18 protein-coding genes and 2 pseudogenes are annotated in these 21,049 nt (G+C 40.3%); 10 read left to right on the forward strand and 10 right to left on the reverse strand.

Features of this window, described 5'->3' with window-relative positions:
* Positions 1-126 precede the first annotated feature (126 nt).
* Complete coding sequence (gene betT / locus HHA41_RS04020) at positions 127-2,094, reverse strand: choline BCCT transporter BetT (RefSeq protein WP_168460622.1); 1,968 nt, start codon at positions 2,092-2,094, stop codon at positions 127-129.
* A gap of 401 nt (positions 2,095-2,495) precedes the next feature.
* Positions 2,496-2,726 carry a hypothetical protein gene (locus HHA41_RS04025; protein WP_168460623.1) on the reverse strand — a complete coding sequence of 77 codons (231 nt, stop codon included), beginning with the start codon at positions 2,724-2,726 and terminating at the stop codon, positions 2,496-2,498.
* A 228-nt stretch (positions 2,727-2,954) separates the two neighbouring features.
* Here HHA41_RS04025 and gorA point away from each other — a divergent pair, with 228 nt between their 5' ends.
* The gene (gene gorA, locus HHA41_RS04030; protein WP_168460624.1) at positions 2,955-4,307 is read left to right on the forward strand and encodes a glutathione-disulfide reductase; all 1,353 of its coding nucleotides are present in this window, start codon (positions 2,955-2,957) and stop codon (positions 4,305-4,307) included.
* 484 nt (positions 4,308-4,791) lie between these two features.
* Positions 4,792-5,019 carry a hypothetical protein gene (locus tag HHA41_RS04035; protein ID WP_168417436.1) on the forward strand — a complete coding sequence of 76 codons (228 nt, stop codon included), beginning with the start codon at positions 4,792-4,794 and terminating at the stop codon, positions 5,017-5,019.
* 162 nt (positions 5,020-5,181) lie between these two features.
* Here the strand turns inward: HHA41_RS04035 and HHA41_RS04040 are convergent, their stop codons facing one another.
* Positions 5,182-5,628 (reverse strand): universal stress protein, encoded by a 447-nt coding sequence (locus HHA41_RS04040; protein ID WP_168417435.1) that lies wholly within the window; start codon positions 5,626-5,628, stop codon positions 5,182-5,184.
* Between the two features lie 89 nt (positions 5,629-5,717).
* On the reverse strand, positions 5,718-6,167 hold the full coding sequence (locus tag HHA41_RS04045; RefSeq protein ID WP_168460626.1) for a universal stress protein: 450 nt from the start codon (positions 6,165-6,167) through the stop codon (positions 5,718-5,720).
* A 319-nt stretch (positions 6,168-6,486) separates the two neighbouring features.
* Between HHA41_RS04045 and HHA41_RS04050 the strand changes: the two genes are divergently transcribed.
* Positions 6,487-7,443, forward strand: a complete 957-nt coding sequence (locus tag HHA41_RS04050) for an alpha/beta hydrolase (protein WP_171525228.1) — start codon at positions 6,487-6,489, stop codon at positions 7,441-7,443.
* Between the two features lie 39 nt (positions 7,444-7,482).
* Here the strand turns inward: HHA41_RS04050 and HHA41_RS04055 are convergent.
* Positions 7,483-8,363, reverse strand: a pseudogene (locus HHA41_RS04055) (benzoate/H(+) symporter BenE family transporter); the annotation flags it as partial.
* 57 nt (positions 8,364-8,420) lie between these two features.
* Here HHA41_RS04055 and HHA41_RS04060 point away from each other — a divergent pair.
* Both HHA41_RS04060 and HHA41_RS04065 read left to right on the forward strand, forming a co-directional pair.
* Positions 8,421-8,897 (forward strand): helix-turn-helix domain-containing protein, encoded by a 477-nt coding sequence (locus tag HHA41_RS04060; protein ID WP_005262470.1) that lies wholly within the window; start codon positions 8,421-8,423, stop codon positions 8,895-8,897.
* Entirely contained in the window at positions 8,893-9,432 is a 540-nt protein-coding gene (locus HHA41_RS04065; RefSeq protein ID WP_126038012.1) for an IS630 family transposase, read from the forward strand. The genes HHA41_RS04060 and HHA41_RS04065 overlap by 5 nt, the downstream gene beginning before the upstream one ends.
* Before the next feature lie 8 nt (positions 9,433-9,440).
* On the opposite strand, the pseudogene HHA41_RS04070 reads toward HHA41_RS04065, so the two are convergent.
* The 4 genes and pseudogenes from HHA41_RS04070 to HHA41_RS04085 form a co-directional block, all read right to left on the reverse strand.
* A pseudogene (locus HHA41_RS04070) lies at positions 9,441-9,740 on the reverse strand (benzoate/H(+) symporter BenE family transporter); the annotation flags it as partial.
* Positions 9,741-9,815: 75 nt separating this feature from the next.
* The gene (gene leuE / locus HHA41_RS04075; protein ID WP_168417432.1) at positions 9,816-10,496 is read right to left on the reverse strand and encodes a leucine efflux protein LeuE; all 681 of its coding nucleotides are present in this window, start codon (positions 10,494-10,496) and stop codon (positions 9,816-9,818) included.
* 98 nt (positions 10,497-10,594) lie between these two features.
* Positions 10,595-11,581 (reverse strand): transaldolase, encoded by a 987-nt coding sequence (gene tal, locus HHA41_RS04080; protein ID WP_168460630.1) that lies wholly within the window; start codon positions 11,579-11,581, stop codon positions 10,595-10,597.
* Between the two features lie 89 nt (positions 11,582-11,670).
* Positions 11,671-12,561: a LysR family transcriptional regulator gene (locus HHA41_RS04085; RefSeq protein ID WP_168417430.1), complete on the reverse strand. Its 891-nt coding sequence runs from the start codon at positions 12,559-12,561 to the stop codon at positions 11,671-11,673.
* Between the two features lie 107 nt (positions 12,562-12,668).
* Here HHA41_RS04085 and aceI point away from each other — a divergent pair, with 107 nt between their 5' ends.
* Positions 12,669-13,097 carry a chlorhexidine efflux PACE transporter AceI gene (gene aceI, locus HHA41_RS04090; RefSeq protein ID WP_168460632.1) on the forward strand — a complete coding sequence of 143 codons (429 nt, stop codon included), beginning with the start codon at positions 12,669-12,671 and terminating at the stop codon, positions 13,095-13,097.
* 101 nt (positions 13,098-13,198) lie between these two features.
* Here aceI and HHA41_RS04095 read toward each other — a convergent pair whose 3' ends face one another.
* Entirely contained in the window at positions 13,199-14,713 is a 1,515-nt protein-coding gene (locus HHA41_RS04095; protein WP_168460634.1) for an acetyl-CoA C-acetyltransferase, read from the reverse strand.
* 239 nt (positions 14,714-14,952) lie between these two features.
* On the opposite strand from HHA41_RS04095, the gene HHA41_RS04100 reads away from it, so the two are divergent.
* From HHA41_RS04100 to dnaX, 4 genes are all read left to right on the forward strand, one after another.
* Positions 14,953-16,344 carry a 3-oxoacyl-ACP reductase gene (locus HHA41_RS04100; protein WP_168460635.1) on the forward strand — a complete coding sequence of 464 codons (1,392 nt, stop codon included), beginning with the start codon at positions 14,953-14,955 and terminating at the stop codon, positions 16,342-16,344.
* Between the two features lie 140 nt (positions 16,345-16,484).
* On the forward strand, positions 16,485-17,339 hold the full coding sequence (locus tag HHA41_RS04105) for a MaoC/PaaZ C-terminal domain-containing protein (RefSeq protein ID WP_168460636.1): 855 nt from the start codon (positions 16,485-16,487) through the stop codon (positions 17,337-17,339).
* Between the two features lie 93 nt (positions 17,340-17,432).
* Complete coding sequence (locus HHA41_RS04110; RefSeq protein ID WP_168460638.1) at positions 17,433-18,722, forward strand: serine hydrolase domain-containing protein; 1,290 nt, start codon at positions 17,433-17,435, stop codon at positions 18,720-18,722.
* 65 nt (positions 18,723-18,787) lie between these two features.
* A complete protein-coding gene (gene dnaX, locus HHA41_RS04115; protein WP_168460639.1) occupies positions 18,788-21,034 on the forward strand; it encodes a DNA polymerase III subunit gamma/tau in 2,247 nt (748 codons plus the stop codon).
* Positions 21,035-21,049: the final 15 nt, after the last annotated feature.

The following is a 21,049-nucleotide window of genomic DNA, read 5'->3' on the forward strand; positions in this document are numbered from 1 at the left end:
CTCATGACCTCAGGCATACTGCGGTCATGAATACGCTGCCTGACTTAAGCCAACTGACCCATGAACAACTGCTGGAAACCTAAATCGAATTAAAAATTGGTATGGGATTCAGCGGACGCTTACTGTTTAGTTGCGCACCACGTTTAAGAAATATAAATGTCGTTCATATTGTTCCAGAATATCTTGCAGTAAGTCTTCTTGCGTCCATTCCATCACATTGTAGTTTTTACCGCCTTCACGTAAAAACACTTCAGCAATATAGAATTGTTGATTTTCTTCATATTGATCCTGCAACATAAAGCTTGGTGCACGAGTAGTATTGGCAACCACTTGATAAATAAAATTAATTTCATCGTGATGATTGACCTTGAGTAATAAGCCTTGATCGACCTCTAAAATAGATACATCTAGCTGACGGCGCTGAAATTCCCGCTGTAAATTTTGAAATGCTTGGCGCACATTGTGCTCAATATATGCTTTAACCTCAGATTCGCTATGCGGATAATGCATAATTAAACTTAAACGCTGTTGCCAGCTTCTTGGATTATGTATTGCGCGAGGCGTAATTCGAGCACTTTGTAATGCTTGAACTTTGATCACATCTAAACGTAAAGCTTTAATAAGCCCTAAGCACAACAACAGCATAATAAATGTGAATGGTAGGGCACTCATAATGACCGCAGATTGTAATGCTTCCAAACCGCCAGCGATCAATAAAATAATAGAAAGTACAGCAATAGTTGCAGTCCAAAATAGACGTTGCCATGCAGGGGAGTGTTCAGTTTTTGCTGTTAAATAATCAGTGATTAAAGACCCAGAATCAGCAGAAGTCACAAAGAATAGAAAAACTAAAATTGTTGCGAGTAAGCTTGAAATACCTGAGAGTGGTAAGTGCTTTAAAAACTCAAATAAAGCCACAGAGGAGTCTTTTTCTACCGCAGCCACCAAACTACCTTGGTTTTCAAATAGAATACTGAATAGCGCAGCATTTCCCATAAAGCCCATCCAAACCAATGTGAACCCAGTTGGAATAAGTAATACCCCAACAATAAATTCACGGATGGTACGTCCACGAGAAACACGGGCAATAAACATTCCTACAAAAGGCGACCAAGAAATCCACCACGCCCAATACATGATAGTCCAACCGCCAATCCAACCTGTTGGTTGATAGGCATAAAGATTAAAGGTCATTGCAAATAAATTAGAAACGTATTGGCCAATATTTTGGATGGTGGTTTGCAAAACATAGATGCTAGAACTAGCGAAAAATACAAATGTAAGTAGGATTACCGCCAAAATAATATTCAGTTCTGATAGTCGTTTAATGCCTTTATCCAGTCCAAGAAAAACTGAAAATGATGCAAGTGCACTGACTAAAACAATTAAAATAATTTGGGTTTGAATGCTATTTTCTAGCCCAAATAAATAGTTGAGTCCTGAGCTAATTTGAGTAACACCAAAGCCTAAAGTGGTTGCAATACCAAAGATTGTTCCTATGGTTGCAAAAGTATCAATCCCATCGCCAATTGGGCCATAAATTCGCTTACCAATAATTGGATATAAACCTGAGCGTACTTTTAAAGGTAAGTGATGTCTAAAAGAAAAATAAGCAAGACTTAAACCAACTAAAGCGTAAATAGCCCATGCATGTAAACCCCAGTGGAAAAAGGTGATGCGCATAGATTGCTGTGCAGATTGAATCGTTTCAGGGGTACCAGTGGGTGGACTAACATAGTGCATGACAGGCTCAGCTACACCAAAAAACATTAATCCAATCCCCATACCTGCGGTAAACAACATAGCAAACCATGAGCTATTTTTGTATTCGGGTTCACTATGGTCTGGGCCTAATTTAATATGGCCCATTTTAGATAGGGCAATACAGGTGAGTGCAATTAGAAAAATGGCAACAGCAAGCACATAGAACCAGCTAAAAGAAGCGGTAATCCACTGGTTTAATTGTTTGGTAAGTAAGTTGAACGCATCTGGAATAAATAAAACTAGAGCTAAAAAAACAGCAATAATAATCACGGTACTAAAAAATACATTTGGATTGACGTTATCAAACCAAGATGCTTTTTTGGAAGGCATAATTCCCCCGTATTTTGTAGTTGTTGAAACAAAAAAGAAATAATGAGACATTTCACACAGAGTGAAAAAAGGACGGAAATTCATCCGAAGTTGATTGTTCTTGATGCTGATTTATCGGAAGAACAACTATTTTAGAATTGTATCATTGAATTTACCATTGAGTAAAATCTATGATTCGTGGGTCAAGCTCTGGTCTAATTTGCATGATTCAGTCAAAGAATTGTGAAATTGGTAACATTGTTCAACAGATACTATTTGATGCTTTAAAATAAGTCTTACTCACATCGAATTTGATATTCATTTTTGTATTCGGTGTAAATTTCATTTAATTCTGAGAGTAATTTTTTCTCATTATTTTGTCGATATTCTTGTATCGAGTTTTTAAGCACCATTGGCACATATTAATTTTTATAAAGTAGCGTATATTCCTTATAAATAATCTTTTCATGCTCTTCGGCAGAGTAATTATCCAAATTTCGAAATAAGAGGGCATCCATTTTGCTGTTGATGGCATCAAGTTCATCAAACATGCTTAATTCATGTTGTGTGGGTTGAGATTGGAATAAATCAGAAGTCATAAAAGCACAAATTAAAACAAAAACAGCGGTTTCACACTTATCCCAATCATACAAAAAGCAAAGCCATATTGTAGCCTTAAATGCATGCAATTTAAGTGAATAATCAGTTTTATAAGAGAAGCAATTTGCATGAAAAGGGGGTTATGCGTGTTGTACATTTACTCACCTCATCTGACTTGGGAAATACAAACTTGTATGTTAGTTTGAATGAAAAGGATTGTTTTTCTGCAATGAATTGATGCAGATCAGTATTTAAATTAATGACACAATATGAGGCATAAAATGGCTAAACATTATGACTATCTAGTTATTGGGGCGGGTAGTGGCGGTATTGCTTCAGTGAATCGTGCGGCACAATATGGAAAAAAATGCGCTTTAATTGAATCAGCAGATTTAGGTGGTACTTGTGTAAACGTAGGCTGTGTGCCTAAAAAAGTCATGTGGTATTCGGCCCAAATTGCCGATGCCATTCTAAAATATGGCCCAGATTACGGTTTTAACACTGAATTAAAATCGCATGATTGGGATACGCTCATTCAGAATCGACAAGCCTACATTCAGCGAATTCACGCTTCTTATCAATCGGGTTTAGCTAAAAATAATGTCGATGTGATTCAGGGGTTTGCCAAATTTGTTGACGAAAAAACTATAGAAGTGAATCAACAACACTACACAGCAGATCATATTCTGATTGCGACAGGAACTGAACCCACACGTCCAGAGATTGAAGGTGCAGAATTAGGAATAGATTCTAACGGTTTCTTTGCTTTAGAAAAATTACCTAAACGTACCGCGATTATTGGTTCTGGTTATATTGCCGTAGAGCTGGCAGGTGTTTTAAATGCACTCGGCTCGGAAGTTGGCTTATTCATTCGTAAGCAATTACCACTGCGCAGTTTGGATGCTTTTTTAAGTGAAACATTACTTGAATGTATGCGTAATGAGCATATTCAGGTACATACTCAGGCCATTCCGAAAAAAATCACCCAACAGCCCGATCAGTCCTTATTGCTACATTTGGAAGATGGCTCACAACATGAGGTAGATTGTCTGATTTGGGCGATTGGACGTAAACCGAATACACAGGCAATTAACCTTGAAGCAGCAAATGTAGCAATAGATGAAAAAGGGTATGTTTGCGTAGATCAGTATCAAAATACCAATCAGGTAGGCATTTATGCTGTAGGCGATATTATTGGTAAAATTGAACTAACCCCTGTTGCAGTTGCTGCAGGACGTAAACTGTCAGAACGCTTATTTAATCAAAAACCAAATGAATATTTGGATTATAACAACGTTGCAACGGTGGTATTTAGCCATCCACCTATTGGGACGGTAGGTCTTAGCGAAGCCCAAGCCATTGCAGAATATGGTCAAGATCAGGTTAAAGTTTATCAGTCTTCTTTTACCTCAATGTACACGGCTGTAACTCAGCACCGTCAAGCATCTAAAATGAAATTGGTCTGTGTTGGAGCAGAGCAAAAAGTGGTTGGTGTACATGGTATTGGCTATGGGATGGATGAAATTTTGCAAGGTTTTGCCGTAGCTGTGAAAATGGGTGCAACCAAACAAGACTTTGACAATACCGTTGCTATTCACCCGACTGCTGCAGAAGAATTTGTGACTATGCGCTAATCTGTGAGCGTGTGACAAGTCAAAGAGGGCATTGATTTTAAAATCAGTGCTCTTTTAATTGGAAGTTACATTTGGATTTTATCAAACGCTATAATTTTAGTATGTGTAATGATGTGTGTTTAGGGGTGTAAGTATCTATTATTTATAGTTAATTATAAGAAAACCCACCGAAGTGGGCTTGTGCGATCAAACACCATCCATTGTGTTTGTTATATAGTATCACAACCCTAAAATTTAGGTTTAATTAATAAATGTGGTATTTGTTTAGCTGAACTTTATAGATAATGTGAAAAGTATTTAAATCTATGTTATAATGTAACTATACAATAAAAACATATTTATTCTCTCGTGGGAATCTCTCAATGTTTTGCATTTTATAACCCTAATATGCAAGCGATTAATATGCGTTGAGATTTGTTGTATCTAAAAATTATACTTACATTTTTAATGTGAGCTTTTATCTGTAAATGAATTGGTGTAAATATTGAAAAAAATGGAAAAAGTGCTTGCGAAAGCAGTGAATGGTCGTGAAATTGTGGTGTCTTTGGTCGCTTCTAAAAAAATGCAAAATACCCGTGAAGGCTTTAAATGGGTGGAAGTGGGTAAGCACGTATTATTGGAATGTGGGCAGGAAATTGAACTGAATGTAGATGGACGTAGTTTTTATACTGATATCCACGAAATGTTCCGCTTACCACATCGTGTGAATTAAGATTTAGACTGAATTCAATCTAAAAATCTGCTAAATTTGCCCACGCAAACCCCGTGGTTTAGAAAAGATATTAAAAGTTTGTATCCAGAAAAATCCCGCTCATTGATTGAGCGGGATTTTTTTATTTGATTTTGGCTTTTAGAAATAAAAGCAAGCAATCTATTAAACTTTAACAATTAATACAGGCACAGGCGATTGAGTGAGGACATTCTGTGCAACGCTGCCTAACATCATTTTTTTAACGCCAGTACGGCCATGCGAACCCATAATAATCAGGTCTGCACCAATTTCGTTGGCAATTTGAACAATACCTTCAGAAGCTGCAACACCACGAATAATTTTAGTGTCTACCTGAATACCTTCACGACTAAACGATTGCTCAATTTCAGCAAGACGATTTTGTGCATTCTGTTCTGCCTGAATGAAATAGTCCGTGATAGCAGGAGCTACTTTATAGAAATCAACCCCTACAAATGGATCTACAGCGATTACACTCATAATGGTGACAGGGCAATTTAATTCTTTAGCCAGTGATCTTGCCTGTTCAGCTGCAGCATAAGACATTGGTGATTCATCTACAGGTACAAGTATGTGTTTATAGGTTGTCATGGCAAATCCTTGGTTAAATCTATAATTAAAAATTATGAAAATCTGTAAGTTATCTTTTTCTGATGTGTTTTGATCAGAAATTATAAGGTTTAAGCTTTAATCACAAGCACAGGTAATTCTGTGTGGCGTAATACATCTGTTGCGAAGCTGCCCAATAATAATTTTTGGAAGCCTTTACGACCGTGTGAGCCCATCACAATTAAATCTGCCTGTGCAGCCTGAGCGGTTTTAATCACACCTTCTGCAGAAACCAAACCTTCAACTACACGTGTTTCAGCAGTGACCCCCATTTCTTGTGCAATTGCATCTGCGTCATGTAGTGCTTTTTGTGCATTGGCAGTCGCTTGTACAAAATATTCTTTCATGATTGTAGAGGAATAGTTGTAATAAAAATCTGAATCATTAAATGGGTCTTCGGCAACCAAGCTAATTAGCGTGAGTTTACTGTCAAATGCTTTTGCAATTTCAGCAGCATGTTTTACGGCAGAAAAAGAAATTTGTGAACCATCTACAGGAACTAAAATATTTTGAAAAGACATGCGGGTAACTCCAGAAATTATGATTATTCGCCGTTAACTTATAGATAGCATATAGTCGTTACAGGTTCAATTTAAAATCTGAAAAATTATTGATAATTCATTTAATTACCTTGTAAATAAAAGTTAAATAAATACTGATTTTAGCGAGGAAAAATGGCGCAGATTAATAAAAGGTTTATTAATTTATAGCTTGGATGCATTGCAAATTCTATACTTTTAATTTGAGCTGAATTGGCTTAAATTGCCTGAGTTTACTAAACCTTGTTTTGATAAATACTTGGGGTGTGCTTTGAGATTTTTGTGGGTGTGTTTGTGTGCTTTGCTTTTAACTGCTTGTCAGACGACTCAGCAAAATAGTCGCATTATTGCCAGCGCATTTAATCTTAGCACTGGTTTGCAACAAAAAATTATGGATCGTTATGCGCCCAAAGACATATTGGTTCAGCGTGATTTGGTCTATGCAGCCCAAAGTCATTTAACTTTTGATTTATATCAGTCCAGTCAATTTTCAGATTTAGCCAAGCGTCCAACCATTGTTTGGATACATGGTGGTGGATGGATTGCAGGTTCAAAAGCACATGCACGTGGTTATTTTAAATTATTGGCAGAACAGGGTTTTAATGTCGTTGCCGTGCAATATCAGTTTGCACCTGATGCAACATATCCGACTCAGTTGCAACAAATTGATCAGGCTTTACAGCACTTAACTCAATATGCTCAGCAATACCACATTAACCCTCAGCAACTATATTTAGCGGGTGATTCGGCTGGTGCAAATTTGGCAAGTCATTATGCAGCATTGCTGAGTAATCCACAGTTTGCACAACAGTCAGACTTTAAACCTTCTATTCAACTAAAACAGGTCAAAGGATTAATTTTGCATTGTGGAATTTACGATTTAAACGCTTTTGTCGAAACAGCACCTGATGAAATGAATATTGTGGAGTGGGGTGTATATAATTTGGTGCAAGCCTATACGGGAGAGCGTAAACAGGACAGTGAGTTTTTAGCGCAAATTTCCCCAATACAGCATTTAACTGCAGATTATCCTGCAGTTTTCATTAGTGGCGGTAATAAAGATTTTTTAACGGAAACCCAATCTATGCCAATGCTACGTGCGTTGCAACAGTTCAAGATTCCTGTCACCACAGCGTTTTATCCTGAGAGCAAATCATGGCTTATCCATGAATATCAATTTTTTATGCACCAAAAAGAAAGTCAGCAGACCTTTGCGAAAACGGTGGAATTTATCCTAAGTACTACAGATCAGGATTGATAGGTGTATTTGGTATGAATCAATAATCAAAGCAGTCATTTAGTTTTTGGCATGTTTAAACTTAAAAATGCTTAAAACCACAAAACCAAAAATCAGCCCCCAAAATGCTGAACCAATACCAAAAAATTGAACACCAGAGGCGCTAAATAAAAAGGTCAGTAATGCCGCTTCTCGTTCCGTGGTATTTTGAAAGGCAAGGGCGATGTTGTGTCCAATCGTACCCAACAAGGCAATACCAGCCAAAGCAGTAATAAAAACAGCGGGGAATGACATTAGCAAACTGGTTAATGTGGCAGCAAAAATCCCCATCAGGATATAACACAAGCCACAGCTGATTCCTGCAATATAGCGCTTTCTTGAATCGGGATGTGATTGATCATCCAAACTAATTGCGGCACTAATTGCAGCAATATTGACGCTAAAACAGCCAAAAGGTGCAAACAGCTCTTGTGCCGTACCTGTCCAGCCAATTAAATGACGTACATGCGGGGTATAGCCATAACTTTTAATCATGGCCAGCCCTGGCAAATATTGTGATGCCATGTTTATTACAAATAAGGGCAACGCTAAGCCAAAAATCGCTGACAAGCTGAATTCAGGTTGCATCCAAACAGGTTGGGCAAGTCCCCATTGCACATTAGGGATTTGGAACTGTAAAAAAAAACCAGGCATAAAGCTACCCCAATTAGCACCGTTAAAACAAAGCTATAACGTGGACTAAAGCGTTTGGCCAATACATAGCCTGCCAATAAACACAGAATAAAGGCCCATGCCTCTTGTAAACTGGTGAATAACGCCACACCAAACTTGAGTAATACGCCTGCCAGCATGGCGCTAGTTAAACTTTGTGGAATGGTATTGAGTACTTTTTCAAAAATACCTAAGAAGCCTAAAACTGCAGTCAGTATCCCGCACAGTAAGTTGACAAAAATAACTAAACATGCGAAAAGACATTTTTGGTTAAACGATGTTTGCACATGCCACGGATTGTTACCGTCCCACTCAGCTTAGAACAGCGTGCACAACTAATTCTCCTGACCAAGCATGCAGCACATTGGCGTGAAAGACAACGTGCCCAAACTATTCTCTGGCTTTCCGAAGGTAAAACTGTTGCCGAAGTTGCTGCGTTACAAGAGCGTATCCCAGAAACCATAAGGCTACAACGCCGACATTGGGAGCTACATCAGTTTGAATCGATTCAAGAAGGTCATCGCTCAGGCCGTCCCAATACACTGACATCAAACTATCAGGCTCAAATCTTAGAGTGGGTCAACACAAGCCCACTCAATGCAGAACAAATCCGAGTCAAACTGCATGAAAAACACGGTGTGTCCGTGTCTGTTGAAACTATTCGCAAGTTTTTGCGAGATTCAGGCATGGTCTTCAAACGCACCCGCCACAGCTTGAAAAAAAAGAGACCCGACCGCATTTGGACAAGCGCAACAGCAAATTGAAGCATTACGTGAGCAAGCGGCACGTGGTGAAATTGTATTGGGCTATGTCGACGAAACAGGATTTTCGGCTACGCCAGATAACCGTTATGCATGGACAAAGATAGGCGATGTTCATGCGGTTGATGCTGTAAGACTAAAGCGAGTTAATGTGATGGGTTGTCTCCTGTCAACGGGTCATCTGATCACCAGTTGCCTACAGGAGTCCGTTAACAGTCGCTGGTTTTATGCCTATTTGATGGGTGTAGCAGCACAGGTGAAACGCAGCTATCAAGTTCCTTTGGTGTTGATTGTTGACAATGCCTCGATTCATCGCAGCAAACAGATGGTAGATTGGCGCAAGCTTCTTGTACAAGAGTATTCAACGACTTTGTATTTTCTACCTGCGTATAGTCCTGAGCTGAATAGAATTGAGATGGTTTGGAAGCAGATGAAGTATAACTGGCGGGATTTTAAGGTAATGAAGGCAGATCAAATAGAGCGTTGGGTTGGGCAGATTTCAAAGGGTTTTGGTAATGAATACATGTTTACTTTTTAGTTGATACTTAAAAATGCACCAATGGCTTCATGTAGACTATATCCGCTGCCTGTGGCAATAATGAGTGCCAATCCCGCAGTAGACCATGATGTCGCGACAGGATATTTAAATTTCCACGATAAAATTAGCCCACTTAAGCCAATACCTAAACCGAGTGCCCAAAACCAAGAACTGATTTGTGCTGAGTTTGCACCTAGAATTTGGGCGGCTTGAATCACCAATACAGCAGATACACTGATTCCTACCAAGAAGGTAATAAAGCCAGCAAATACTGCAGGCACAGAAAAGTCACTTAAAAGTTTTTGCATGAGTTCTTAGAGTTATTTTCAATTACAGCGTGATGATACACATTTGAACAAGTAGTCAAAAGTGTTTTTGAAATTTTATAAGGTCGATGTCGCCAGTCTAAAGCCAAATCCGCAGAACAGTAGCCCAATCACAGCCACGCAAAATGCGGCAATTTTATAGCGTTGATTAAAATAGCTGGCCAATTTTACCCCAGAGAAAATCAGTAGCGATAAATATCCCATACTAATGATTTGCAAGACGATAGCCAAGATAGCAAAACTGAGCATTGGGTGAGCATAATGAGGATGAACAAATTGCACAAAAAACGATAAATAAAACAAAATAGCCTTAGGATTAATCACGCTAATCATCAAGGCTGTACGATAAGGATGTATCTGTGCTGTTTGTTCGGGGCTGATCGTGGTCGTTGTAGGTGGCGCAGCTGCAGATGATGCAAGTTTTATTCGAAAAATTGGAAACCATGTTTTATAGGCTGCCATCAGCAGTTTGATACCTAAATAGCCTAAGTAGAGCGCACCAACAACTTTTAATAAGGTGAATAGCCATGGAAAAGCATGTAATAAAGATGCTGCCCCAAGAATCGTGCATAAAATTAAAATCAGATCGCCAGTGAACACACCTAGTGCAGCGGCATAACCTGTGCGGATGCCAAAACGTGAGGCCACAGACATCACATACAAAGAGTTTGGGCCAGGTAAAAGCACAATTAATGTCGTGCCAATGATGAATGTGCTGAGGTCTGTAATACCAAACACTGCCAACTCATCCCAATAAAAAACCGATGTTGGATTATAGCAACATCGGTTAAGCGGCTTACTAAATATTATGGATGATACGTGGTTTAGCTTAAAGATTAAGCTTTAATGTCTACATCTAAACCAAACGACTGGCGTAATAGGGTGGCAAGTTGCTCACGCGCTTTAATAAAGCCATCAATCCCACCTTGCAATAATTGAAAGGCCATTAAGTCAGCTTCAAGCTGTGCTTTAAATTGCTCTTTTTCAATGGCAGCAAGTGGTTCTGCCTGAACTTGAATGTCATCTGCAGATAATGCAGCGAGTACTTCACGCTCATCAGCTTCAAGTTCTGCCAATAAATTTGGTGCAACAGTGAGTAAGTCACAGCCTGCTAAAGCCAACACTTGATCAACACTACGGAAACTTGCCCCCATAATTTCAGTCTGTACTTGATGCTGTTTGTAGAATTGATAAATTTTCTTCACTGAAAGTACGCCCGGATCTTTTTCAATTGGGTAATACATGACATTTTCAGCTTTTTTATACCAATCTAGAATACGACCTACAAATGGTGAAATCAGGGTGACTTTGGCATCTGCACAGGCATGTGCTTGATGCAAACCAAACAATAAGGTTAGATTGGTATGAATTCCTTCAGCTTCCAATACTTTTGCGGCTTGGATTCCTTCCCACGTTGAAGCAATTTTAATCAGAATACGGTCTGAAGAAATACCATAAGCATCATATAACGCCAATAATGCTTTGGCTTTGGCGATGGTCGCTTCTGTGTCATAAGACAAAGATGCATCTACTTCCGTTGAAACACGCCCCTCAATGAGCTTTAAAATTTCAACACCAAATTTGACCGTTAAAATATCAATGCTGCGTTCAACCAGTGCATCGCCTGTATAGTTTTCTGATTTAGCTTGTTCAAATGCTGCTTCAATTAAGGCTTTATTTTCAGGTTGATTGGCTGCAGCAGTAATTAAAGATGGGTTGGTGGTCGCATCCAAAGGACGAAACTTTTCAATCGCAGCTAAGTCGCTACTGTCTGCAACAATTGTGGTTAAGTTTTTTAATTGGTGTAAGGCTGTCTGGGTCATGCGAGATCTAGTTCTTAGGTTAATGCTTATACATTCAGTTATATCACAAACAGCTTTTAACCCAAGTCAAAAGCGGCCGAGTTTATAGATTATTTGCCAGTTTTTCTCAGATTTCGGACGTGATTAATCAAAAAATGAGCAGCAGCACCCAGTTGGCTTTCCCGACTCCAGACTAAATCGACAAAATATTCAAATTTCGGTGTGAAGTCGAGCAATTGCAAAATCTTCAATTCGGTTTGCAATTCGGGATATTCATTTAGCATTTCTAAGGGCAGGACACCCCAGCCTAAACCCTGTTTAATCATGCTGCAGGCAGAGTGATGATTGTCGGTACGCCAATACTGTTTAGAGAACAATAATTCAGGTTTAATCTGTTGATCACGGCTGGCCACCACAATTTGCCGACTCTGTGCAATTTGCTCAAAACTCACCTGAGATAAAGCAGCCAATGCGGTGTGTTTGGCCGCAACAGGTACTAAAACTTCGCGCTTTAACTCAACAAATTGTTCACTGCTTTGTAATTGTTCACGTTCAAACATAAATGCTAAATCGGCTGCTTGGGTCATGAGCAGCTGTAGTGCATCTTCTTGCGGGGCAGAGAAAATATTGATCTGTAATTCTGGAAATTGCTGTTCTAACAGCACAATATAATCTGTCCAGCGTGTGTGTAGTAATTCAGACACCACCACAATATTTAAATGTGATTCGAGTCCTGAGCTGAGGGCAAAAGCATGCTGCTTCCATTGTTTCATTTCGATAAGCAGTTGTTTGCTTTTTTCATACAAGATCTGGGCTTGTGGAGTGGGAATAGGTTCACGCCCAACTCGCTCAAACAGATTTAAGTCTAAATCAATTTCTAAATTGGCTATCGACATACTGACTGCAGACGGTACTTTATTTAATTTACGTGCAGCTGCGGAAAAAGAACCCATTTCCATGACAGTTATAAAAATAATCAGCTGATCTTGGTTGATATTCATTATTGGTACTTGATTCATCTTTCAATATTATTGATAGATTCTAACTCGAACGTTCAAAACTATGAACATAAAATACTCCTCAGTATTTAACGTCATTGAGTGGGATCATGTTAATTTCCAAAAGAAGATTGCTACATGCGCTGAGCTATGAAGTAGTTTTATTAATTATTATTGCTTTGGCACTTAGTTTTGTATTTGAAATGCCCATGCAAGTTACTGGTGGTTTAGGTATTGCAATGGCAGTGACTTCGGTGCTTTGGAATATGCTGTTTAATCATTATTTTGAAAAGTTTGAAGCCAAACACAAACTCAATAGAACCTTGAAAATACGGGTATTACATGCCGTAGGTTTTGAAGGCGGACTGATGCTCGCGACCATTCCAATGGTGGCCTATGCCTTACAAATGTCGATCGGGCAGGCGATTTTAGTTGATTTGGTGATGACGCTCAGCATTTTGGTCTATACCTTTATTTTCCAATATTGCTATGACCATATTGAGGCTAAATTAGGTTATGCACCTCAATACCGCACATAAACTAGAAGCGACTACTTGTGTCGTTGCAGTAGGTGCCACACAATAGAAAAAGCCACTTGCAAAGTGGCTTTTATTTGAATCTAAATCAGGTTAAGACAGAATTATTTTTCAATAATTGCTGTTACACCTTGACCGCCTGCGGCACAAATTGAAACCAATACACGACCAGAACCTTTTTGATTCAGAAGTTTGGCTGCAGTTGCAATAATACGACCACCTGTTGCTGCAAATGGGTGACCTGCCGCTAAAGATGAACCTTTAACGTTTAGTTTGCTGCGATCAATTGAACCTAAAGGTGCTTCTAAACCTAAACGTTCTTTACAGAAGTTTGGATCTTCCCATGCTTTTAAGGTAGACAATACTTGAGATGCAAACGCTTCGTGAATTTCGTAATAATCGAAGTCTTGTAAAGTTAAGCCCGCACGCTCAAGCATACGTGGTACGGCATAAGCAGGCGCCATCAACAAGCCTTCTTTTTTACCTACAAAATCAACTGCTGCAGTTTCTTGGAAAGTCAAATAAGCTAAGACTTCATGACCGTTGGCTTTTGCCCATTCTTCAGATGCAAGCAATACACATGATGCACCATCGGTAAGTGGGGTAGAGTTACCCGCAGTCATGGTACGCGCATCACCTTTACCAAAAGCAGGTTTTAACTTCGCTAGTTTTTCTACAGTTGAATCTGCACGTAAGTTATTGTCACGCTCTAAACCTAAGAATGGTGTGATGAGATCGTCAAAGAAACCTTCATCATAAGCAGCAGCCATTTTTTGATGTGAAGATGCTGCGAGTTCATCTTGCGCTTCACGAGAAATGCCCCATTCAAGCGTTGTAATTGCTTGGTGGTCGCCCATAGATAAACCAGTACGTGGTTCGCCATTACGTGGCGCATCCATCAGGTCTTTAACGTTGATTTTAGTTAATGCTTTTAAGCGGTCTTTACCTGTTTTTGCAATGTTGAGTTCAAGCAAAGCTTTACGTAAACCATCACCAAAGGCAATTGGTGCGTCAGAAGTAGTATCTACACCACCTGCGATACCTACATCAATTTGACCCAAAGCAATTTTATTGGCGACTAAAAATGCAGCTTGCAAACCAGTACCGCACGCCTGTTGTAAATCGTAAGCAGGTGTTTCAGGTGCAAGGGCAGTATTCAGTACGCACTCACGGGTCATATTGAAGTCACGGCTGTGTTTGAGTACTGCGCCAGCAACCACTTCACCTAAACGCTGACCTTGTAAATTGAAGCGTTCAACCAAGCCATTTAATGCTGCTGTAAACATATCTGTATTAGATGCACTAAAGTAAGCACCATTTGAACGTGCGAAAGGAATACGGTTACCACCGATAATAGCAACGCGGCGAACAGTGTTTTGGCTCATAATTTTATCCTGTTGAACAGAGGTCTTAGTATTAGAAGGTGCTTTTGTTTGCGTTGAAGCAGTTGTTTTAGCACGGCTGGTCGTGCGGGTACGTGTAGTTTTTGTCGTACTCGTGTTGGAACGGCTTGCAGTGTTAGTACTTTTGCTTGTACGTTTAGTACCAGTTGATGTATTTGACACATTTTCCGTTGCAGAATTTTCCACTGCTGGATTTTCTTGAGTTGTCTTGCTCATAAGGCTTTTCCAAGCATGTTAAAGGTCTACTTGATGCGTACATTAGCATAATAGTATGACAGCTGAATTGACTACAATGACATTGCAGAATGCATTCAGGTCAAGACATCTGATTATTAACTCAAGTATGATTTAGCAGAAACGGGTGGCGCTATTGAAATGCGGGCATTTGGCATCATATTGATGTTTAAAGATAACGTGTATTCCATCAAAAAATGAATTTATGAGAGATAATAACCATGACTGATCAATACCAAACATTTGCTAAATCTCCTATTGGTAAATTTGTTATTAAAAATTTGGGTCTTCCATCCCCAACTTTTTTAGAGCGTTTTGAGTCTGCAACACCTGTGGTAAAAGGTGCGGTACTTTTAGGCGCAGCACCTGCAAGCGACTTGTCTGCAGCAATTGCACAAGTATTGGCCAATGTACATGCCAACAGTTACGCGGGCAATAACGCAGAATTGCAACAGGCTGCAGCAAAAGTAGGCTTAAATTTAGGTGCGTTTAACTCAGGCGATAAAGAGTCTAAATTTAAAGTTGTGGTATTTGATGCTTCAGGTATTGAAAATTCAGAACAATTAAAAGCACTGTATGATTTCTTTAACCCAATTGCACGCCAAATTCAGGCTTCTGGCCGAGTGGTGGTGGTGGGAACAACACCAGAAACTGCGGGCAGCGTCAAAAAAGCCATTGCTCAGCGTGCATTGGAAGGATTTGTGAAGTCAGTTGGCAAAGAGTTCAAAAAAGGCATTGCCGCTAACTTAATTTATGTCGATCAAGGCGCAGGTGAAAACCTAGAATCAACTTTACGTTTTGCTATTTCTCCACGTTCTGCTTATGTTTCAGGTCAGGTTATTCGTGTGTCGAATGCTGCAACAGTTGATGTAGACTGGGCAAAACCATTGGCAGGTAAAACTGCTGTGGTAACGGGTGCAAGTCGTGGTATTGGTGAAGCGATTGCCCATGTATTGGCTCGTGATGGTGCACATGTGATTTGCCTGGACGTTCCACAACAGCAAGCTGACCTAGACCGTGTTGCTGCTGAAATTGGTGGTTCAACTTTAGCAATTGACATTACTGCTGCAGATGCAGGTGAGCAAATTAAATCAGCTGCTGCTGCGCAGGGTGGTTTGGATATTATTGTGCATAATGCCGGCATTACCCGTGACAAAACTTTGGCGAATATGAAACCAGAGCTTTGGGATTTGGTAATTAACATTAACTTGTCTGCAATTGAGCGTGTTAATGATTACTTGTTAGAAAATGAAGGTTTTAATGCCAATGGTCGAATTGTTTGCGTATCTTCAATTTCAGGTATTGCGGGTAACTTAGGTCAGACTAACTATGCAGCGTCAAAAGCAGGTGTGGTAGGTGTCGTGAAGTTTACAGCACCAGTTCTAAACAACGGTATTACCATCAACGCAGTTGCTCCAGGCTTTATTGAAACGCAAATGACTGCTGCAATTCCATTTGCTATTCGTGAAGCGGGCCGCCGTATGAACTCAATGAGTCAAGGTGGTTTACCTGTAGATGTTGCAGAAACCATTGCTTACTTTGCTTCATCTGCATCGACAGGGATCAACGGCAACGTGGTTCGTGTCTGTGGTCAAAGTTTGTTAGGGGCTTAACACATTAAAGTCCTCTCCCTTGTGGAGAGGATTTAGGAGAGGGAGATAAGGGGATATATTATTCACCCTCTCTCTAGCTCTCTCTCAACGGGAGAGAGAACTCCATTAAATAAATTAGAAAAACTTCTCAAAGGTTCAGTATGAATACTCGCCATTTTAGTCAACTTCCAAAACCGTATTTAGCCTATCCTAAAGTGATTCAGAGCTTAATTTTTAAAAAGCCCAAAGGCGAAAAAGTGCTGCCGCAAGTTGAATATGTGGTGGATTCATTTAAGGTCGATCAAAAGCATTTAAAAGCCTATAACGCAGTAACAGGTTTTAAAAACAACGGCTATATTCCAGCAATTTACTTGGCTGTTTTGTCGCAAAGTCTGCAAATGCACATGATGACGCAAGAAGCTTTTCCTTTTGCAATTTTGGGTTTGGTGCACATTCGCAATCAAGTCAAGCAAAGTCGTAAAGTTGGGGTGAATGAACAGCTGACTTTGTCATGTAAATTTGGTGAGCTTCAACCGCACGACAAAGGTGTGCAGTTTGATTTTATCACTACTGTAAAAGTAGGAAATGACGTGGTTATTGAAGGCATTACCACGTATTTAGCTCGTCAAAAAACCACCACTAAAGCAGCAAGCAAAGCAGCAGAAAGTAAAGCTCCTAATTATGCTGTTCAGGCTGAATGGGAAGTTTCTGAAAATACGGGACGCCGTTATGCCTTAACCTCTGGTGATTTTAACCTGATTCATATTCATGCCATTACCGCAAAAGCATTTGGATTTAAACAAGCCATTGCTCACGGTATGTGGAGTAAAGCTAAAGCTTTATCAAGCTTAACTTTGCCAGATGCCTATGAAGCCGATGTTTGGTTCAAACTCCCAATGTATTTGCCTTCAAAAGTTGAGTTTTTAACTGCAAAGGAAGCTAAAAATACCGACTTTTTGATTCGTAACAGTAAAAATCAAAAACCGCATGTAACAGGAACAGTTACTGCGCTATAAATAGATAAAAGCCTAAATTTTGTAAATTTAGGCTTTCTCTTTTTGCGGCGTTAAATTTAGGTCGCAGTGTCTAACAATTCCATGGATGGGAACATGCAACACATTAAAGATTACCTATTTGCACAAACTAGAAATTATGCGGGATGGGTTACACCTGAATTTGAAGATTTAGCCAAGCAATTTAGCCGCCTGCAAGATGCACGTACTCAACAAGGCGGTGCGGCACTTGCAGTATATTTTCAGGGTCAAAAAGTTGTCGATATATGGACGGGTAAGAAATCCGCGACTGAAGACTGGCAGTCAGATACGTTATCGGTGTGTTATTCCACAGGGAAAGGGGTGTTGGCAACACTTGCGCATATTTTAGTCAGTCAGGGTTTGCTCGATTACGATACGCCCATTTGTCTGTATTGGCCTGAATTTGCTCAAAATGGCAAAGCCAGTATGACGCTAAGGCATGTGCTGAGTCATCAAAGTGGTTTGTATGACATTCGCAATATCATTGCCGATGCAACTGAAATGGCAGATTGGTCACACATGCTGAATGTTTTGGCTCAAGCTAAACCACGTTTTGCAGTGGCTACTGAGGCGGCTTATCAACCTCTAACTTTTGGTTGGCTTGTTGGGGGAATTTTAGAAAAAGCCACAGGGCAATCTTTGGCTGAGTTGATGCAGCAATATTTGGTTGAACCTTTGGCTTTGGATGGAGCTTATTTTGGTGTACCTGCATCTGAGCTTTCCCGTGTCGCACGTCCATTTAAAACAACACCTGTTACTCAACCAAAATCCGTAACACCTCCAGCCAATAAGGTATCAACATCGCCATCCCCAAAATCTAAGTCTGTGCAGCGTCCTGTGTCTATTTTAGATAAAGCCATTGCTTGGAGTGGGCAAGATCCGCAAGACTTTCAGGATGGTATGATTCCCAAAGGTATGAAAAGTTTTAGCTTTTTTAGCGATGAGGGTTTACAGGCTGTGATTCCTGCAGCCAATGGCGTTTTTAGCGCGCAAAGTTTGGCACGTATTTATGCCATGTTGGCGCAGGGTGGCTCTTTAGATGGGCGGCAATTCATTCAGCCTGCGATCTTTCAACAATTAAGCCAAGTACAATACCGACAGCGTGATCGGGTTATGCCTATCCCGATGCTCTGGCGTTTGGGGTATCACCGTATTTTAAGTTTGGGTAAGGCATCAAATGGTTTTGGACACATGGGCTTTAATGGTTCAGGGGCGTGGTGTGATCCTGAGCGTCAGCTCAGCTTTGCTTATACCCATAATTTTGCTGCAGGTTCTTTAATTGGTGATTATCGACTTTGGGGGTTGAGTCAGGAAGCGATTCGCTGTGCAGATCGGCAGTTGCAAGGGTGTAAAGGCTGGTTTTAAGCGTGATTGTACGTTCACTCTTGTGCAAAAAAACAGTATGCTTAGACCTGTAAAAAGGAGCATTCATGTATCAGGTACTTGCGCGTAAATATCGTCCTCGTAATTTTAATGAGTTGGTGGGGCAAAACCATGTATCACGGGCATTGACCAGTGCTTTAGAACGTGGTCGTTTACACCATGCTTATCTTTTTACAGGTACGCGCGGCGTAGGTAAAACCACGATTGCGCGTATTTTGGCCAAATGCCTGAACTGTGAAACAGGCGTGACATCAACCCCGTGTGAAGTGTGTCCAACCTGTACAGCAGTCAACGAAGGTCGTTTCATTGACTTGATCGAAATTGATGCGGCATCTCGCACCAAAGTTGAAGATACACGTGAGTTATTAGATAACGTACCGTATGCTCCGACGCAAGGTCGTTTCAAAGTTTACCTGATTGACGAAGTGCACATGCTGTCTACGCATTCATTTAATGCTTTGCTCAAAACTCTGGAAGAACCACCAGAGCATGTAAAGTTTCTGTTTGCGACCACAGACCCTCAAAAACTCCCAATCACGGTGATTTCACGTTGTCTGCAATTTACTTTGCGTCCTTTGCAAATTGACGAAATCACGCAACATTTAACAGATATTTTAGCCAAAGAACAGATTGTGGCCGAGCAAGATGCGATTTGGCAGATTGCTGAATCCGCTCAAGGTTCATTGCGTGATGCGATGTCTTTGACTGATCAAGCAATTGCCTATGGTCAGGGTGAAATTCATCATCAAGATGTTAAAGACATGTTGGGGCTGATTGACCGTACCATTATTTATGATTTGATTTTAGCGATTCATCAAAACCAGCAGCAGCGTGTGAGTCAGTTGTTATTGCAATTCAGACAGCAAGCTTTAGATGTGTCTTTGGTGCTGGATCAATTGATTTCGACACTGCACGAACTGGCAATCATGCAATATCTGCCAGATTTGAACCTGAAATACAGTGCTGAGATCAATCAAAAAATACAACAGCTTGCAGGACTGATTTCTGCACAGGATATTCAGCTCTATTATCAGATTGCCTGTAAAGGACGTGCCGATTTACAAATTGCAGTAACCCAAGAGCAAGGTTTTGAAATGTGTGTGCTGCGTTTGCTGGCATTTCGTCCTTTGCAAGTTAATGAAGTGTTGGTTTCTGCTGTACCTAATACGGCACAAACAGCACCTGAATCTACTCAGTTTGTTACTCAAAGTGAGCAAGCCCCTCAGCCTGTAATGCAAAATTCAGCCGTTGAGATGCATCAAGCGACTGAATTGGACGCAGTTGCAGCATCTGATATTCAAACTCATCATGCTGTTGGGCAGGATATTGATGGATTTGAATATGGTGATGATGAATACCTTGAGCAAAACACAGCGCAGACTGCCATAGCAGAACCATCTTCTGATGACTTCTTGGATGATGAACCTGAGGGCGATGAACAGAGTGGTGTGGTTCAGAATCATGAGCATGCGCTGCCTGAAAGTACTGTGGAACAGTCAGCACCTGAAGTATTAAGCGATAAAAACACAGCTCAAACCGAACAGATTGTATTCGACCCAAATGCAGCAGAACCGTTATTTGGTTTAGAAAGCGAAGCAGAAAAGAATACGGTAGCGGCAACCAATACATCAAATCAGGATGACTTTTTACTGGAAAGTTTTGATGCGGTTGCGCCATTAGCTAGCGTTGAAACATTAGCAGACCCTGAGCCTTTAGAATTAACGCCGTCTGATCAAGATTCTACAAATGACGCTTCAAGCACCAATGAGGGAGAAGCCTCTTTATTTGATTCTGTGCAAGATATTTCTGTAGATGTTGCTATCACCGCAGCACAGCCACAAAATACAACCTCTACACAGAACGGTGATGCGCAGTTAATGCCACAGGATATTCTGCGCTTACAGCCGCAGGTGTTAGAGGGTGAGTGGACTTTAGACAAGTGGGAATATTGGTTTAGACACAGTGATCTTTCTCCAGCTGTACAAGAGCTAGCGCAGCATGGGGTGATGACTGGGCAGATTGATGGTGAATCAATTTTTCATATTCCAGAGCAATACCAACAGCTTTTAGCGCAATTGCAACATACCTTGGAAGGCGCTTTAAAAAGCCAATGGAGTAAAACGCTGTTTAAAGTGCAATATGAAAATGTAGATGACACCACGCCGTATGTTTTGCAGCAACAACGTAAACAACGAGCGTATCAACGAGCAGAAAACTTGTTACATCAAGAGCCTGCTGTGCAAGAGCTTTTGCAAAACTTTGAAGGCGAATTGCACAATATTCAGCTCAAATAAACAGACTCAAACTGC

This window comes from Acinetobacter sp. A1 (assembly GCF_012371315.1).
Taxonomy (GTDB): domain Bacteria; phylum Pseudomonadota; class Gammaproteobacteria; order Pseudomonadales; family Moraxellaceae; genus Acinetobacter.

Excerpts from the sequence above, each read along its gene's own strand:
- betT (WP_168460622.1), bottom strand. The coding sequence starts at position 2,094 with ATGCCTTCCAAAAAAGCATCTTGGTTTGATAACGTCAATCCAAATGTA.
- gorA (WP_168460624.1), top strand. The coding sequence starts at position 2,955 with ATGGCTAAACATTATGACTATCTAGTTATTGGGGCGGGTAGTGGCGGT.
- HHA41_RS04040 (WP_168417435.1), bottom strand. The coding sequence starts at position 5,628 with ATGACAACCTATAAACACATACTTGTACCTGTAGATGAATCACCAATG.
- HHA41_RS04045 (WP_168460626.1), bottom strand. The coding sequence starts at position 6,167 with ATGTCTTTTCAAAATATTTTAGTTCCTGTAGATGGTTCACAAATTTCT.
- HHA41_RS04060 (WP_005262470.1), top strand. The coding sequence starts at position 8,421 with ATGCCACGGATTGTTACCGTCCCACTCAGCTTAGAACAGCGTGCACAA.
- tal (WP_168460630.1), bottom strand. The coding sequence starts at position 11,581 with ATGACCCAGACAGCCTTACACCAATTAAAAAACTTAACCACAATTGTT.
- HHA41_RS04085 (WP_168417430.1), bottom strand. The coding sequence starts at position 12,561 with ATGAATATCAACCAAGATCAGCTGATTATTTTTATAACTGTCATGGAA.
- aceI (WP_168460632.1), top strand. The coding sequence starts at position 12,669 with ATGTTAATTTCCAAAAGAAGATTGCTACATGCGCTGAGCTATGAAGTA.
- HHA41_RS04095 (WP_168460634.1), bottom strand. The coding sequence starts at position 14,713 with ATGAGCAAGACAACTCAAGAAAATCCAGCAGTGGAAAATTCTGCAACG.
- HHA41_RS04100 (WP_168460635.1), top strand. The coding sequence starts at position 14,953 with ATGACTGATCAATACCAAACATTTGCTAAATCTCCTATTGGTAAATTT.
- HHA41_RS04105 (WP_168460636.1), top strand. The coding sequence starts at position 16,485 with ATGAATACTCGCCATTTTAGTCAACTTCCAAAACCGTATTTAGCCTAT.
- HHA41_RS04110 (WP_168460638.1), top strand. The coding sequence starts at position 17,433 with ATGCAACACATTAAAGATTACCTATTTGCACAAACTAGAAATTATGCG.
- dnaX (WP_168460639.1), top strand. The coding sequence starts at position 18,788 with ATGTATCAGGTACTTGCGCGTAAATATCGTCCTCGTAATTTTAATGAG.